The 15,070-nt window shown below is 41.4% G+C and carries 14 protein-coding genes; 10 read left to right on the forward strand and 4 right to left on the reverse strand.

What is annotated here, in order from left to right; translation table 11 throughout:
- Positions 1-101: 101 nt before the first annotated feature.
- From sfsA to mdoH, 10 genes are all read left to right on the forward strand, one after another.
- Positions 102-821, forward strand: a complete 720-nt coding sequence (gene sfsA / locus AUR67_RS13980; RefSeq protein ID WP_058585781.1) for a DNA/RNA nuclease SfsA — start codon at positions 102-104, stop codon at positions 819-821.
- A 252-nt stretch (positions 822-1,073) separates the two neighbouring features.
- Complete coding sequence (gene dksA, locus AUR67_RS13985) at positions 1,074-1,517, forward strand: RNA polymerase-binding protein DksA (RefSeq protein ID WP_058585746.1); 444 nt, start codon at positions 1,074-1,076, stop codon at positions 1,515-1,517.
- 20 nt (positions 1,518-1,537) lie between these two features.
- Entirely contained in the window at positions 1,538-2,482 is a 945-nt protein-coding gene (gluQRS, locus tag AUR67_RS13990; RefSeq protein WP_058585747.1) for a tRNA glutamyl-Q(34) synthetase GluQRS, read from the forward strand.
- Between the two features lie 292 nt (positions 2,483-2,774).
- On the forward strand, positions 2,775-4,061 hold the full coding sequence (gene pcnB, locus AUR67_RS13995) for a polynucleotide adenylyltransferase PcnB (protein ID WP_235591845.1): 1,287 nt from the start codon (positions 2,775-2,777) through the stop codon (positions 4,059-4,061).
- Between the two features lie 2 nt (positions 4,062-4,063).
- Positions 4,064-4,552, forward strand: a complete 489-nt coding sequence (folK, locus tag AUR67_RS14000; RefSeq protein ID WP_058585748.1) for a 2-amino-4-hydroxy-6-hydroxymethyldihydropteridine diphosphokinase — start codon at positions 4,064-4,066, stop codon at positions 4,550-4,552.
- 29 nt (positions 4,553-4,581) lie between these two features.
- Complete coding sequence (panB, locus tag AUR67_RS14005) at positions 4,582-5,376, forward strand: 3-methyl-2-oxobutanoate hydroxymethyltransferase (RefSeq protein ID WP_058585749.1); 795 nt, start codon at positions 4,582-4,584, stop codon at positions 5,374-5,376.
- Positions 5,377-6,228 carry a pantoate--beta-alanine ligase gene (gene panC, locus AUR67_RS14010; RefSeq protein WP_058585750.1) on the forward strand — a complete coding sequence of 284 codons (852 nt, stop codon included), beginning with the start codon at positions 5,377-5,379 and terminating at the stop codon, positions 6,226-6,228.
- Positions 6,229-6,285: 57 nt separating this feature from the next.
- Complete coding sequence (locus AUR67_RS14015) at positions 6,286-6,525, forward strand: hypothetical protein (protein WP_058585751.1); 240 nt, start codon at positions 6,286-6,288, stop codon at positions 6,523-6,525.
- Between the two features lie 346 nt (positions 6,526-6,871).
- Positions 6,872-8,590: a glucan biosynthesis protein gene (locus tag AUR67_RS14020; protein WP_058585752.1), complete on the forward strand. Its 1,719-nt coding sequence runs from the start codon at positions 6,872-6,874 to the stop codon at positions 8,588-8,590.
- Positions 8,562-10,544 (forward strand): glucans biosynthesis glucosyltransferase MdoH, encoded by a 1,983-nt coding sequence (gene mdoH, locus AUR67_RS14025; RefSeq protein WP_058585753.1) that lies wholly within the window; start codon positions 8,562-8,564, stop codon positions 10,542-10,544. The genes AUR67_RS14020 and mdoH overlap by 29 nt, the downstream gene beginning before the upstream one ends.
- Positions 10,545-10,596: 52 nt before the next feature.
- Here the strand turns inward: mdoH and AUR67_RS14030 are convergent, their stop codons facing one another.
- The 4 genes from AUR67_RS14030 to AUR67_RS14045 form a co-directional block, all read right to left on the reverse strand.
- A complete protein-coding gene (locus AUR67_RS14030; protein WP_054560880.1) occupies positions 10,597-11,565 on the reverse strand; it encodes a PstS family phosphate ABC transporter substrate-binding protein in 969 nt (322 codons plus the stop codon).
- A gap of 91 nt (positions 11,566-11,656) precedes the next feature.
- Entirely contained in the window at positions 11,657-12,988 is a 1,332-nt protein-coding gene (phoR, locus tag AUR67_RS14035) for a phosphate regulon sensor histidine kinase PhoR (protein WP_058585754.1), read from the reverse strand.
- A gap of 56 nt (positions 12,989-13,044) precedes the next feature.
- Positions 13,045-13,734, reverse strand: a complete 690-nt coding sequence (phoB, locus tag AUR67_RS14040; protein WP_054551169.1) for a phosphate regulon transcriptional regulator PhoB — start codon at positions 13,732-13,734, stop codon at positions 13,045-13,047.
- 146 nt (positions 13,735-13,880) lie between these two features.
- Complete coding sequence (locus tag AUR67_RS14045; RefSeq protein ID WP_058585755.1) at positions 13,881-14,831, reverse strand: porin; 951 nt, start codon at positions 14,829-14,831, stop codon at positions 13,881-13,883.
- Positions 14,832-15,070 lie beyond the last annotated feature (239 nt).

Genomic DNA, 15,070 nt, shown 5'->3' on the forward strand with positions numbered 1-15,070 from the left:
AACGTCAGTTCCCAACAGCTTGCGATAAATAGCATTATGAGATGTGGTTCAATCCTCGTAATGAATCACTTACAATAAAGAAAAACGAATTTATAAAAGCCATGAAGTTTACTCCCGCATTACAAACAGCTACCTTAATTAAACGCTACAAACGTTTTTTAGCCGACTTAAAAACTGCTGATGGCGTAGAGTTTACAGCTCACTGCGCTAATACCGGCAAAATGACGGGCTGTGCAGAGCCTGGGTTTAAAGCGTTTTATTCAACCAGTGATAACGCCAAACGTAAGTTCCCTCAATCCTTGCAATTAACTCAGAACCAATTCGATCACTTAATATGTGTTAATACCGCGATTGCAAACAACGTTGTACAAGAAGCCTTAAATGCAGGCGCGATTACTGAACTTGTTGACTATCAAACAATTGCTGCAGAAGTAAAATACGGCCAAGAAAATAGCCGTATCGACTTTTTATTAACAGATAAACACAAACCCCATTGCTATGTAGAAGTAAAATCTGTGACATTACTTTCACAAACAGAACCACAATCTGGGCAAGGGTATTTTCCGGATGCAAAAACTGAGCGAGGCCAAAAACATCTGCGAGAGTTAATAGAGATGGTGCAACAAGGACATCGTGCAGTATTATTTTTTGCCGTTTTACATGAAGGTATCAATCAAGTAAGTGCGGCAGAACATATCGACCCGAAATACGCCAAACTTTTAACTGAAGCTATAGATAATGGTGTTGAAGTGATTGCTTATAAAGCAAAAATTTCGGCAGAAGAAATTAAGTTGCAAGAAAAATGTGATTTTCTGAACTAAGCTACTCTTTTACTAAAACGACAATAAAAGCACTATTTTAGTTGTATTATTTTTTTTTGCCCATATAACTTAGCAAATTTAAAAAATTTATGGATAGTTAAGGGCTTACAAAACCGCCCATAATTATTTGAGCAATCATTAGCGCAAGGTCAAGAGGATTAATTAAAAATAAATTTGCCTCAGTCTAATGATTCTGCTATTTATAGCCGCCGGCTAACGCTGGGCAAAATATTAAGGATTTAGGAGAAAGTTATGCCAGACCAAAAAAGACTAGGGTTATTGGCTCAGGCCGGGTTGGAACCATATCAAGAACAGCCAGGTGAAGAGTATATGAATGAAGCACAACGTGCTCATTTTAAAAAAATTTTAGAAGCTTGGCGTAACGATTTACGTAACGAAGTAGACCGTACTAAATCGCACATGCAAGACGAAGCAGCTAACTTTCCAGATCCAGTAGACCGTGCAGCACAAGAAGAAGAGTTCTCACTAGAACTTCGTACTCGTGACCGCGAGCGTAAACTGATCAAGAAAATTGAGAAAACGATTCTATTAATCAAAGAAGATGAGTTTGGTTTCTGTGAATCGTGTGGTATCGAAATTGGTATTCGCCGCTTAGAAGCACGTCCTACAGCTGATTTATGTGTAGACTGTAAAACGCTTGCAGAAATTAAAGAAAAGCAATCTGGACGCGGTTAATTACATCCTTTAATTAGCCCATGTCTACCACAGCCGTTAACACGCCATTGCGTGAGTATCGAGGCCGCTTTGCGCCATCCCCTTCAGGGCCATTACATTTTGGCTCACTTATAGCGGCTGTGGGTAGCTTCCTTGATGCAAAAGCCAATCAAGGAAAATGGTTAGTACGCATTGAAGATATCGATACAACACGTGTTGTATCCGGTGCTAGCGACGATATATTACATACCCTAGAGGCATACGGCCTACACTGGGACGAGCCTGTCATATACCAAACTCAGCGTCATGAGCAATACCAAGCCATTGTTGACGAGTTAATTTCGCAAAACCTTGTTTATGCATGTCATTGCACGCGCAAAGAAATTAAAGAAATCGGTGGCATTTACCAAGGACACTGCCAGTATAAAAACCACGCTTTAACTGATTCAGCGCTACGTTTAACTCAGCAATTTGCAACCAGTCACTACCATGATTTAATTCAAGGTAAAGTGTATGTTGATAGCCAACTTGCCAAAGAAGATTACTTAATAAAGCGCAGCGATGGTTTATTTGCTTACCAACTGGTCGTAGTCGCCGATGATATTGCGCAAGGTATTACAAGAGTCGTTCGCGGCGCTGATTTACTCGAGCCGACGGCTCGACAACTCAGTTTGTTTAAGCAGCTGAATAAAACAGCTCCTGAATATGCTCATTTACCATTAGCAGTTGCTAAGCCGGGTTTTAAGCTATCTAAACAAAATTACGCCCCCGCTATAGCAAAAACAGATCCAAAGCCTGCGTTGTTCGATGCCTTGCGCTTTTTAGGCTTAAAGCCAGAAAGCTCACTTTTATCGTTAAATATCGATCAGATGTTAGCTTGGGCTATTGAAACTTACCGCCTTGAACACATACCAAAGGTGCAAGAAATACAAGTTAGCGAGGATCCAAACTCTCCTTTTTGTAACTTTGTTACTATTGAAAAATAAATTGCCAATTTTAAAGGCCGAGTAACTTAATTTTTCAGCCCTGCTGGTATATGATAGCGACCCAAAGTGTGCGAATCATCAACACCTTAATTTAGCGCCATTTAAAACACACTGATTACACGTCAATCTCACATCGGCGAAGTATCAAACAAACGCTATACTTGATGAGTCGCAAAGTCCGCGTCGTAGGAGACAGATTATTATTTCTAAGCTTTTTCAATTTTGTCGGCAGATTATTGGCCCAAATGCCACGACATCAAGTGATGCTTTGCCAACGAGCGAGTTACCTTTGGTGATCGAGCGCAGTGAACATGGTATTTCGCGCAAACAATTTAGCCCAAATGCAATCAAAGTATTGTATCGCCTTAAAGAAGGTGGTTTTGATGCCTACCTTGTAGGTGGTTGTATTCGAGATATATTGTTAGGCCAACAACCAAAAGACTTCGACGTTGTAACAAACGCAACCCCTGAGCAAATCAAAAAGCTATTTCGTAACTGTCGCCTAATTGGTCGCCGTTTTCGTTTAGCCCATATCGTGTTTGGTCGAGAAATTATTGAAGTGGCGACCATGCGTGGCCATCACGAAGCCGAAGAAAGCAAAAATCAAATTAGCCAATCTAGTGAACACGGCCAACTCCTGCGTGACAATGTCTATGGCAGCATCGAAGAAGATGCTGAGCGCCGCGACTTTTCGATTAATGCACTTTACTACTCAATTAACGATTTTTGTATTTATGACTATGCCAACGGCATTAGCGCGATAAAAGCAAAACAAATTGAGCTGATTGGCGACCCAGAAACACGTTACCGTGAAGACCCTGTGCGCATGTTACGTGCAGTGCGTTTTGCCACTAAACTCGGAATGAGCATTGCGCCTGGCACCGAAAAGCCAATTAAAAGCCTTGCTAACTTACTTGATCATATTCCGCCAGCTCGTTTGTTTGAAGAATCACTCAAATTGTTCTTAAACGGCAAAGCAGAAGAAAACTACTTAATGCTCCGCCAGTATGGTTTATTCAAAGCATTATTTCCTGCGCTTGATAAAATCTTAGATGCCAACCCTGAAGGCTTTGAACATACGTTTATCCTGCAAATGTTTAAAAACACCGATAAACGTATTAATGCTGATAAAAAAGTCACTCCAGCCTTTATTTTTGCAGCCTTATTGTGGTTCCCATTACTGAGCATTACTAAAAAGTTACAACAACGCGATCAACTTTCAGAGTACGATGCATTTGCACAAGCAATGAACAAAGTACTGAGTGAAAACGCGCAACAGGTAGCAGTACCAAAACGCTTCACCTTGGGTGCACGCGATATTTGGCATATTCAGCAACGCCTTGATAAACGAGGTGGTCAGCGCGCTTATAGGCTCACTCAACAGCCTCGCTTCAAAGCCGCTTATGATTTCTTATTACTGCGTGTGCAAGCTGGCGAAGAGCAACAAAAAGAGCTTGCTGATTGGTGGACAACCTACCTAAGCCAAGACATCAATGGTCAAAAAGAGATGGTTAAAAATTTAGGACACCAAGGTGGCCCTAAGCGCCGTCGTCGCCCACGCAAGAAAAAAGTAGACTAAGTATGCATACCGTTTATTTAGGTTTAGGTGCCAATTTAAACGCGCCACGTAAACAAATTCATGCTGCTGTCACTGCCCTAAAAGCATTAAAAGATGTTGAGTTTGTTTGTGTATCCCATGATTACGCAAGCAAACCAATGGGGCCACAAGATCAACCCGATTATGTAAATGCAGTCGCGTGTGTTAAAACTGCACTTAAGCCAGAGCAGTTGCTTGATTTAACTCAAGCCATTGAGCTTGAGCATGGCCGTGTTAGAAAAGAAGAACGCTGGGGTCCGCGTACCCTTGATATAGATATTTTATTGTTCGGTAATGACGTGATAGACACTCCTCGCTTAACCGTGCCTCATTATGGCCTAACAGAGCGAGAGTTTGTTGTGTATCCCTTGCTGGAAATTGCACCAGCACTTGTACTACCGAATAATCAATCACTTGCTGATATAACAAAAACGTTGCCTTTAAACGATTTACAACAACTCCCTCAGCAGTAATCAACCAAGGCTAAGCCTTAGAGGAAATTATGTCTAAAATCACCGTTTCAACTCTTAATAAAATGAAACAAGAACAACAAAAAATCACCGCATTAACGGCCTACGATGCCAGTTTTGCAAAATTGTTTCATGATAATGGCGTCGAGGTGATTTTAGTCGGTGACTCACTAGGCATGGTACTGCAAGGTGCTGATGACACCCTTGCAGTAACCAACACAGATATTGCTTATCATACACGTTGTGTACGTGCCGGTAGCCGCGAATTATTTGTGATTGCTGACTTACCTTTTATGACCTATGCCAACCCAGCTGATGCCTGTAAAAATGCAGCAGAGCTGATGCGTGCTGGGGCAAACATGGTTAAGCTTGAAGGCGGCGAATGGCTGCACGACAGTATTCGTGCGATGACCCAACAAGGTATTCCAGTATGTGGTCACCTGGGCTTAACACCTCAGTCAGTACATGTTTTTGGCGGTTTCAAAATTCAAGGTCGTGAGCAATCTCAAGCCGATAAAATGGTGAGCGATGCGAAAGCTCTTGAGGCAGCAGGTGCACAGTTACTTGTTTTAGAATGTATTCCAAGCGAGCTTGCTAAACGCATTACTGATGAACTGAGCATTCCTACCATTGGTATTGGTGCAGGTAATCAAACTGATGGGCAAATCTTAGTAATGCACGACCTAGTTGGTATTTCGGCAGGCTATATTCCTAAGTTTTCAAAGAACTTTTTATTAGAAACCGGCAATATGCCAGCAGCAGTGCAAAAGTATTGTGAAGATGTAAAAAATGGTGCTTTCCCAAGTACCGAACACGAGTTTAAATAAATGCAATCAATCACTGAAATCAAATCGTTACGCAGCCAAATCAAAGCTTGGCGTCAAGCAGGCCTGAGCATAGCGCTTGTGCCTACCATGGGCAATTTACACCAAGGTCACTTTTCACTTGTTGAAAAAGCCAAAACATTGGCTGATAAAGTGGTTGTAAGTATCTTTGTAAACCCGATGCAATTCGGTGCCAATGAAGACCTAGATAGTTACCCGCGTACACTAAACGAAGATAAACAAGGTTTAGCAGATCTTGGTACTGATATTGTGTTTACCCCATCCGTTGAAACGATTTACCCAAATGGTTTAGGCGAGCAAAGCTTTGTCGATGTACCGGGTGTTTCTATGGGTTACTGTGGTGGCTCGCGTCCAGGTCACTTCAAAGGCGTTGCAACCGTTGTCACTAAGCTATTTAATTTAGTACAACCTGACTTTGCTTGTTTTGGTGAAAAAGACTTTCAGCAGCTACAGGTTATTAAAACCATGACGCGCGACCTATCTATTCCAGTTGAAATTATTGGCGTACCTACTTGCCGCGAAATCTCTGGTTTAGCAATGAGCTCTCGTAATGGCTATTTATCTGATGAGCAAAAAAACACCGCAAAAGTACTGTTTGCCACACTAAATAATACTGCAACTGCACTTAAACAAGGCAGCGCAGACATTGCAGCACTTGAGGCAGATGCAAAATTACAGCTTGAAAAGGCAGGACTAAAACCTGACTATTATTCGATTGCAGAGCGCTCAACACTAAAGCCAGCCACCGCGGCTGATAAACAACTTGTTATTTTAGCTGCAGCTTATTTAGGCTCAGTGCGTTTAATTGACAATTTACAAGTTGAGCTGGATTAAATAGCAACAATCTGGGTAAGATGGACTGCAAAGAAAAGACATAAACTAGGGATAAGCATGAAAAAACTACCAGCAATTGCAGCAACATTGTTTGCTATGACATTACTGTCTGCCTGCTCAAGCAAAATTGACAACCCAGAAATGCAGCAATGTGCTCAGCAAAACTACCAATGCGAAGCAAGCTGTGAACAACAAAGCACTGCTGATGGCTTAGTTCATAAAGTCTGTAGCAACAAGTGCATTGAAGCTTACAACCAATGTAAAGCTAATGCAGAAAAATTAGGTGAAGTTAAATAACAACGACTCGCTTTTTAAGGCACTGAAAACCTATTCGGTGCCTACACTCCCCCTCCCGATTACAATTTCGCTTTCACAATTAAGCCTCTGGTAATTTTGTTCATATTTTTGTTTATCCTTTAAGCTATTCATATTAGGGCAAGCTTTCGTTCATTAAACTTCTCCATATTGGTGACGAATAAACAACTGCAACCGTGTAATTGTTTCTCACTAATTTCAAAATTTTACTCTTCGCATTTAGCTGCACCAACTCAAAGCCATTGAGATTATTAGTTTTTATTTTGGGTCCAGCAATTGCTATGAGATATGAAAGAATTAACGTGATTTACGGCTAAAGGAAAATTGAATGAAACCAGAAACCCGAACTAAGCTCTTCAGCGCTATCAAAAAGAAGACCTTCTTGGGCGTATTATTAGCCATCAGCGCAGGTCATAGTTACGCAGTTGAAGACCCAGAGCAGCCAAAAGCAACTGAAACAGAACAAACAGCCGCAGAGGTTCAAGCATCCGAAAATGAAAAACAGCAAGTAAAGGATACTGCTGCTGTTGAGCTTAAGCCTGCAATGATCACGATTCCAGAAGAAAAGCTATTTGAAGTTATTACTGCACGTGCGAAAAAATTAGCCTCTGAGCCTTATGTAGCTCCAAAAGATCTTGAACTTGAGGCGCTCACAAGCATCAATTACCAAGACTATCGTGCAATCCGTTTTCGTACTGAGCAAGCAATTTGGAAAGATCAAAGCCTTTATGAAATGCAGCTATTCCACCCAGGCTTTTTATATCGCTCACCGGTTGCAATTAATACTCTTGAGCAAAATGCCGAAGTAAAAAGTTTACCTTTTAAAACGGATTACTACCGTTATGACGCGACCGCTGCGCCATTAGAGCAAGAGATTAGTACTGCTATTGCCAATACGCAACTTGGCCATGCTGGCTTTCGTTTGCATTTCCCACTAAATAACAATGAGTACAAAGACGAAGTGGCGGTGTTCCAAGGTGCTTCTTATTTTCGTTTAGTTGGCCCGCATCAAGTATATGGTCTGTCAGCTCGTGGTCTTGCAGTTGATACAGCATTGAGCTCAGGCGAAGAGTTTCCTGTTTTCAAAGAGTTCTGGTTAGTAAAACCTGCACCCGAAGATACTACCATCGTGCTCTATGCATTATTAGATAGCCCTTCAGTGTCGGGAGCCTATCGTTTTGAACTAACACCTTCTACTAACACTGAAGTAAAAACCGAGATGCAAATTTTTGCCCGTAAAGACATTAAAAAGCTTGGTATAGCCCCGCTAACAAGTATGTTTTACCACGGTGAAAATAGTACTAAGTTTTTTGATGATTACCGCCCTGAAGTACATGATTCTGATGGCCTATTAATGCAATCAGAACAAGGCCAATGGATTTGGCGTGCACTGAATAACCCGAAGAAATTGAGCGTGACTTCGTTTAGCTACGAGAACCCTAAAGGCTTTGGTTTAGCACAGCGAGACCGAGATTTTAATAACTACCTTGATACCGAGGCGCATTATCACAACCGCCCGAGCATGTGGATAGAGCCAGTGGGTAATTGGGGTAAAGGGCGTGTTGAGTTAGTAGAGATCCCTACAGATACCGAAACCAACGACAATATTGTTAGCTACTGGGTGCCAGAGCAGCCAATGAAAGCTGGTGACAGCTTAAGCTTTAGTTACAAGCTGTCGACTTTCAATGCCACGCTTGCAACTCAAGATAAAGCGAGTGTGTTAAGAACCCGAATTGGTAGTGCAGCATTACCTGGTGAAGACAATCCACCACCAAAAAGCCACCGCCAATTTACCGTTGATTTTAGTGGCGAAACCATTAATCAACTATCAGCTAATTTTGCTATGCAAGCGGATCTTACACTCTCTGCTGGGCAAATAAGCGATAAAACGGTACAGCAATTACCAAACAATCAAGGATGGCGCGTAGCATTTAAAGTTGCGCCAGAGGGAGATAAGCCTGTTGATATGCGCTTATCGTTAAAACTACGTGATAAAGAAATCAGCGAGGTATGGAGCTATGTCTGGTATCCAAACGACGTCCAATAGTAAAGCATTAAAGGCAACAGCAATGCCATTTAAGAAAACCCGCGCTTGGCTTTTTTCGAGCCTAGCACTTGCCATTACCGCCTATGGCGTGTGGATCATGTTCGATATTTTAAATTCTAACGGCATGACACCGCTTGAGTACGCTTTACTGGCATTATTTACAGTTACCTTCGCGTGGATTGTTACAGCCTTTTGTAGTGGCTGTATGGGCTTCATCCTGCAATTATTTCGTATTGACCCGTTGACCTTAAAACGTCAAAAGCCAATCGAGATTAATCAGCATGCCTTGAGCCAAACTAAAACTGCCATTGTTATGCCTATCTACAACGAAGATACAGAGCGTGTCATCGCCGGTTTTGAAGTAAGTTTACGCTCGCTGGCTAAAACAGGGCAAATGCCGCATTACGACTTTTACTTGCTAAGTGATACGCAAAACCCTGAAATTGCACGTAATGAACTTAAAGCGTGGAATGCACTTACTGAGCGCTTAGGTGATTTAGCAAAGCATACTTTTTATCGTCGCCGTGAAGATAATAAACACCGTAAAGTAGGTAACTTAACTGATTTTTGTGAACGTTGGGGCAGCCAGTACGATCACATGATTGTGCTTGATGCCGATAGCATTATGACAGGTCAGTGTATGCTTGAACTGACTTCTAGCATGATCAACAATCCAAAATCAGGTTTGATCCAAACGATCCCTATTCCGGTTCGCCAAGACACGTTTTTTGGTCGCTTTTTACAGTTTGCATCAATTTTATATAGCCCAATGCTGGCAACTGGTTCTGCTTTTTGGCAAACAAACCAAGCAAACTACTGGGGCCACAATGCGATTATTCGCGTTGAAGCATTCACAAAGTGCTGCGGCCTACCTGTTCTAAAAGGTAATGCCCCATTTGGTGGTGAGATCTTAAGTCATGACTTTGTAGAAGCTTCTCTGCTACACCGCAGTGGTTGGGATGTGTTACTGCTTAGCGATGTTGAAGGCAGTTACGAAGAAGTACCAAGTAACATTCTCGATTACGCGATTCGTGATAGACGTTGGGTGCAAGGTAATATCCAGCATTTAGGTTTACTGCCTAAATCAGGTCTTAAGCTAATGAGTAAAATGCACTTTTTATTTGGTGCCACAGCGTATATTTCATCGTTGATTTGGTTATCTATGCTGGCATTAAGTACCTTAGATGCAGTAACTCGTGCACTTAATAGCGACGTATACTTTAATCATGCTTATCAACTTTTCCCAACCTGGCAAATTGCCAAAACGGATTTAATTGATTCGTTGTTATTTATTACAGCTGTATTGTTGTTACTGCCTAAATTAATGGGCGTAATTGTGACTTTAGTGCATCGTAATAAAGCCTTTGGCGGTACGATGAAGTTAATTACCGGTTCACTCATCGAAACTATTTTTGCGATTGTGATTGCCCCTTTAATGATGGTATTTCATAGCTATTTTGTCGTGTGCGTATTTTTAGGCAAAAAAGTTAGCTGGGATGCACAGCCTCGTGAAGGCAGAATGGTGCCGTGGAAAGAAGCGATTGGTTATACGTTATTTTCGACTATTACTGCGATTATTTGGGGTTCGGTTGCCTACTATTACACCCCGACTTTCTTTTGGTGGTTATCACCTATTCTAGTAGGCCTTATTTTAGCAGCGCCAATTGTACGCTACTCAAGCAGCATCGGCTTAGGTATGAAAATGCGAAAAATGGGTTTATTTTTATGTCCAAGTGAAGTTGAAAACGATGATACCTTAGCGGCACTTCGTGCACATGAACAAGAAATTGGCTTGCCAAAAGATGAGCACGCCGACTTTAGTGTGCCTGCACTACCTAATGCATACCCAACGGTAATGCCTATTCAAAGCTTTAAGGCACCCTCGGGTAAAAAGCGCAAGCAAGTACGTATTGCTCAGCAACGTATTAAAGCCAAGCTCTTTGCCAAAAGCTAAACGAAAAAAAACCGCTCAATGAGCGGTTTTTTCATCTATGTCTGTATGGTTGTTACAGAAGGCCTAGCTTTTTAAGTTCAGCCATTGCCATTTTGCCTGAAAGTGGCACATAACCATCTTTCTCAACAATTTTTTGACCATCTACAGAAAGAACCATTTTTAAGAACTCTGCATCGATTGGTGAAAGCGGCTTGTTAGGGTGCTTGTTCACATAAACGTATAAGAAACGAGATAGTGGGTATTTACCTGTTGCTACGTTTTCTAATGTTGCATCAACAAAGTTGTCGCCTTTCTTAGAAAGTGGAACTGTGCGTACACCTGATGTTTTATAACCAATACCTGAGTAACCAATCGCGTTCACTGAAGAAGAGATTGACTGTACTACAGATGCAGAACCAGGTTGTTCGTTTACGTTGTTACGGAAGTCACCTTTACAAAGAGCTTTCTTCTTGAAGTAACCGTAAGTACCTGATACTGAGTTACGACCGTAAAGCTGGATATCTTTTGCAGCCCAATCACCCTCAAGACCTACTTCGCTCCAACGATTAACTTGTTCACTTGCACCACATTTACGTGTAGAAGAGAAAATCGCATCAACTTGGTCAATACGTAAACCTTTGATTGGGTTATCTTTGTGTACGAATACAGCTAGAGCATCGATTGCAACGCGAACTTCAGTTGGCTTGTAGCCGTAACGCTTTTCGAATGCTTCGATTTCTTTTGACTTCATACGACGGCTCATTGGGCCGAAGTTTGCTGTACCTTCAGTTAATGCTGGAGGAGCAGTTGAAGAACCCGCTGCTTGGATTTGAATGTTTACGTTTGGATAGAAGCGTTTGTACTCTTCTGCCCAGAACGTCATCATGTTTGCAAGAGTGTCAGAACCTACAGATGAGAAGTTACCAGAGATACCACTTGTTTTAGTGTACTCAGGCATATCTTTATCAACTGCAGCTGCTTGTGCTGATACAAATGTTGTTACAGCCACACCCATTGCGGCAACGAGATTTTTGAATTTCATAGGGGTTACTCCGATTTGTTCGTCCCATTTCCTAACTGCGGTCTACTCTAATGACACTAGATGACAGTTAGATTACCCTTAAATGACATTTTTATGACTTTGCAGTTTTTTTGGTATTACCTGCAATACGCACGACTTTTTCGCTACCAAATGCAAACGCAAAGGTCGAGCCTTGTCCTAATTTACTGCTGATATCTAAACGACTATCATGCCTTGTAAGTACATGTTTTGTAATTGCTAAACCTAGCCCAGACCCACCTGTCGTACGGCTACGAGCTTTATCTACACGATAAAAACGCTCGGTTAAACGGTTAATATGCTCTGCGGCAATACCATCACCATTATCAGTCACACTAAATGCGGCTTGGTTATTTTTAAGCTGCCAATCAACCACAATCTTGCCACCTGGCTTGGTGTAATGAATGGCATTAAAAACAAGGTTAGAAAAGGCACTACGTAATTCGTCTTCGGCCCCTTTAATGTCTAAGCTCGCATCAACATTAAAAATAAGCTCATGGCCTTTGTCCTGGTTTAATGACTGTGCTTCGGTTTGAATATAGGTAAGTAGCTGCGGTACATTGACAGGCTTATCGTTATCTTGACGACGTGCCCCTTCAATACGCGACAAAGACAGTAATTGATTGACCAAGCTATCCATACGCTTACATTGCTCAAGCATGGTTGTTTGCGCTTTTTGCCACATTGCAGGAGGTGGTAAGCTATCTGAATCAAGCATCTCTAAGTAACCGGTTACCACAGTAAGCGGTGTTCTCAGCTCATGAGAAACATTGGCCACAAAGTCTTTACGCATCTGCTCAAGTTGCTTTAAGCGAGTAACATCACGCACCACCATCATCAACTGTGAACTTGCATAGGGCATAACACGAAACTCTAAGGTTTGATCGTAGCTGTGGCCACCGTCAAGCTCGAGCGGTTCATCGAAACAGGCTTTATGCATGTACTTTGCAAACTTAGGATCGCGAATAAGATTATCTAAGCGTTGTCCATGATCGGTAGGCCACTGTAACCCTAAAACCTTTAAAGCCAATTGGTTACACCAAATAATGCTAAGATCTTTTTGTAATACGACAACCGCATCAGGCACAGCCTCGGCGCCGTCACGAAAGCGGCGTATTAAGTCTGCCAATTCATTGCGTTTTTTGCGGTTGCGGTGTTGTAAATGATAGATCCCTTCAAAGACTTGTTCCCACGCCCCCTCCCCTTCGGGTGGGTTAAAACTACGTTGATTAAGGAGCCAATCACTGAGGCGATATAATTGATGATAATGCCAAATTAAAAGTGCAAAAGAGCCTAAAAATAAAAGCAAAAAAGGCGCACCTACAAGTACGCCAACTAATAACAAGGGTAAGAAATACATAAACAGGCGTTTTGCTAACGCCTGTTTATTCACTACTCGATACATACACTCACTTTACCTTAAGTATGTAAATTAGCTTGTTAAGGTCATTGCTATGACACTTATAATTTACTTGAAAAACGATAGCCTGCACCGCGAACGGTTTGCACTAAACGGTCATGCCCTAATGGTGCAATCGCTTTACGTAGACGACGAATATGTACATCAACAGTACGGTCTTCTACATATACATTTGTTCCCCATACATGATCAAGTAATTGTTCACGGCTGTAAACACGTTCAGGATGCGTCATGAAGAAATGTAGTAATCTAAATTCAGTAGGCCCCATATCTAATTCACTACCTTCTGATGTTACACGGTGTGAGATTGGGTCAAGGCGTAAGCCATGAACTTCAATGGCTTCTTCTAATGAGGTTGGTGAAACACGGCGAATAACCGCTTTAATGCGCGCCATTAATTCTTTAGGAGAAAATGGTTTGGTTACGTAATCATCAGCACCTACTTCAAGGCCGCGTACTTTGTCTTCTTCTTCACCGCGAGCAGTCAGCATAATGATAGGGATCTGACGAGTATATTCGTTTTGCTTAAATTTCTTAGCAATTTGAATACCGCTACCACCAGGTAACATCCAATCTAATAAAACCATATCTGGGTATGGTTCAACCATAGCTTCAATCGCAGAGTCATAATCTTCTGCTTCAATTGCTTGAAAACCATTTTGCTCTAAAACAAAAACCAGCATCTCTCTGATAGGCGCTTCGTCATCGACGACTAGTACTTTACGTGACATTCCAATTTATCTCTTTCGTTAGCGAACTGGTTTCATTATTATGACTAAGTATGACATTTTTATGAAAGTCTAACGAGTAATTGAAAAAGCGCAAAAGAATCAATGCAAAAATAGCTATTTTTTACGCTTAAATAGTAAATTTCGGATTAAAAGTCATACCTTAAAGTGACTGCAAGATGATCTTCATCATCATTATTATCTAGTGAAAATTGCGTATACCACATATACATACGTGCTTGTTTTGACAGGCTTCGTTCAACCCCAATAGAAGTACCACTCCCTGAATCTTTCAACTTACCAAAGCTGCCATCAGTATCTTGGTATTGCGCCAATAATTTATATTTATCGATTTTGTAAGATGCGCTCACTAAAAAGCCATCTTCTTTATCGGAACCTGTAACTTTTTCGCTTTGTTGATACATACCGCCTAAGGTTAAATCGCCTAATTTACCTTGCGCCGTAAACCGCGTTGTATCATAACCGGCTACTTTACTGTCGTGGGCAACACTAACAAAGTAAGGCGTTTTCTTAAATTTACTATCACCATACATAAATGCCGCAGAAACACCGGTTTCTTCATCCTGTTTGGAGTTATCTTCAGCAATGTAAGTGACCACAAATTGCATATTGCCGACAATTGGCGAACTATAATGAACCACATCGCCAAGGCGATTTTCACCATTGAACAAAGCTTTAACATCACCATTAAAGTCGTTCATTAAATCAACCTTACCTTGCGATTTTTTTAACGCGGTATCGTGTCGACCAAGCACTACCTGCCCATAACTGCCTTGTAGACCAACATATTGATTACGAGCGGTAATATTCTCTTCTGTTTTACCATCGCTATCTTGATCAGCCGCATTTACTGCAAATTCAAACTTATATACGGCTTTTAAACCATCACTTATTTCACCGCTGCCTCTGATCCCCATACGTGAGTTATAGCTCTCAATAGAAGTTTCATTACCATCGCCAGTGTCGCTATTAGCAACCCCTAAATGGGCCCGACCATACACATCTACAGCTTCGGCAGCACTATGAAAAGAAATAATGCACATTGCAAAGCTCGACAACATCATGGCAGGTTTATTCATGGTAGCGATCCTCAATTTAAGCAATAACTTAAAAATCGAACATAAAGGGCTTTTGGTCAAGGCGAGGAGGAGATATTTCACATAAAAATCACGGATCACTGATCTACCAACTTAATCAGATCAGGATCAGGTTTTTACTAAGAAGATCAACTTCAGATCAGTTTTTTACTTAGAGAATAAGATAACTTGTTGATTTAATGTTAAGGCGCTCAGCAATTCGTTTAAAAGATGAGCAAAGA

The sequence above is a fragment of the Pseudoalteromonas sp. XI10 genome, from assembly GCF_001469895.1.
Taxonomy (GTDB): Bacteria; Pseudomonadota; Gammaproteobacteria; order Enterobacterales; family Alteromonadaceae; genus Pseudoalteromonas.

Bases quoted from the DNA above. Each gene is read 5' to 3' on its own strand.
- sfsA (WP_058585781.1), top strand. From the start codon at position 102: ATGAAGTTTACTCCCGCATTACAAACAGCTACCTTAATTAAACGCTAC.
- dksA (WP_058585746.1), top strand. From the start codon at position 1,074: ATGCCAGACCAAAAAAGACTAGGGTTATTGGCTCAGGCCGGGTTGGAA.
- gluQRS (WP_058585747.1), top strand. From the start codon at position 1,538: ATGTCTACCACAGCCGTTAACACGCCATTGCGTGAGTATCGAGGCCGC.
- folK (WP_058585748.1), top strand. From the start codon at position 4,064: ATGCATACCGTTTATTTAGGTTTAGGTGCCAATTTAAACGCGCCACGT.
- panB (WP_058585749.1), top strand. From the start codon at position 4,582: ATGTCTAAAATCACCGTTTCAACTCTTAATAAAATGAAACAAGAACAA.
- panC (WP_058585750.1), top strand. From the start codon at position 5,377: ATGCAATCAATCACTGAAATCAAATCGTTACGCAGCCAAATCAAAGCT.
- AUR67_RS14015 (WP_058585751.1), top strand. From the start codon at position 6,286: ATGAAAAAACTACCAGCAATTGCAGCAACATTGTTTGCTATGACATTA.
- AUR67_RS14020 (WP_058585752.1), top strand. From the start codon at position 6,872: ATGAAACCAGAAACCCGAACTAAGCTCTTCAGCGCTATCAAAAAGAAG.
- mdoH (WP_058585753.1), top strand. From the start codon at position 8,562: ATGTCTGGTATCCAAACGACGTCCAATAGTAAAGCATTAAAGGCAACA.
- AUR67_RS14030 (WP_054560880.1), bottom strand. From the start codon at position 11,565: ATGAAATTCAAAAATCTCGTTGCCGCAATGGGTGTGGCTGTAACAACA.
- phoR (WP_058585754.1), bottom strand. From the start codon at position 12,988: ATGTATCGAGTAGTGAATAAACAGGCGTTAGCAAAACGCCTGTTTATG.
- phoB (WP_054551169.1), bottom strand. From the start codon at position 13,734: ATGTCACGTAAAGTACTAGTCGTCGATGACGAAGCGCCTATCAGAGAG.
- AUR67_RS14045 (WP_058585755.1), bottom strand. From the start codon at position 14,831: ATGAATAAACCTGCCATGATGTTGTCGAGCTTTGCAATGTGCATTATT.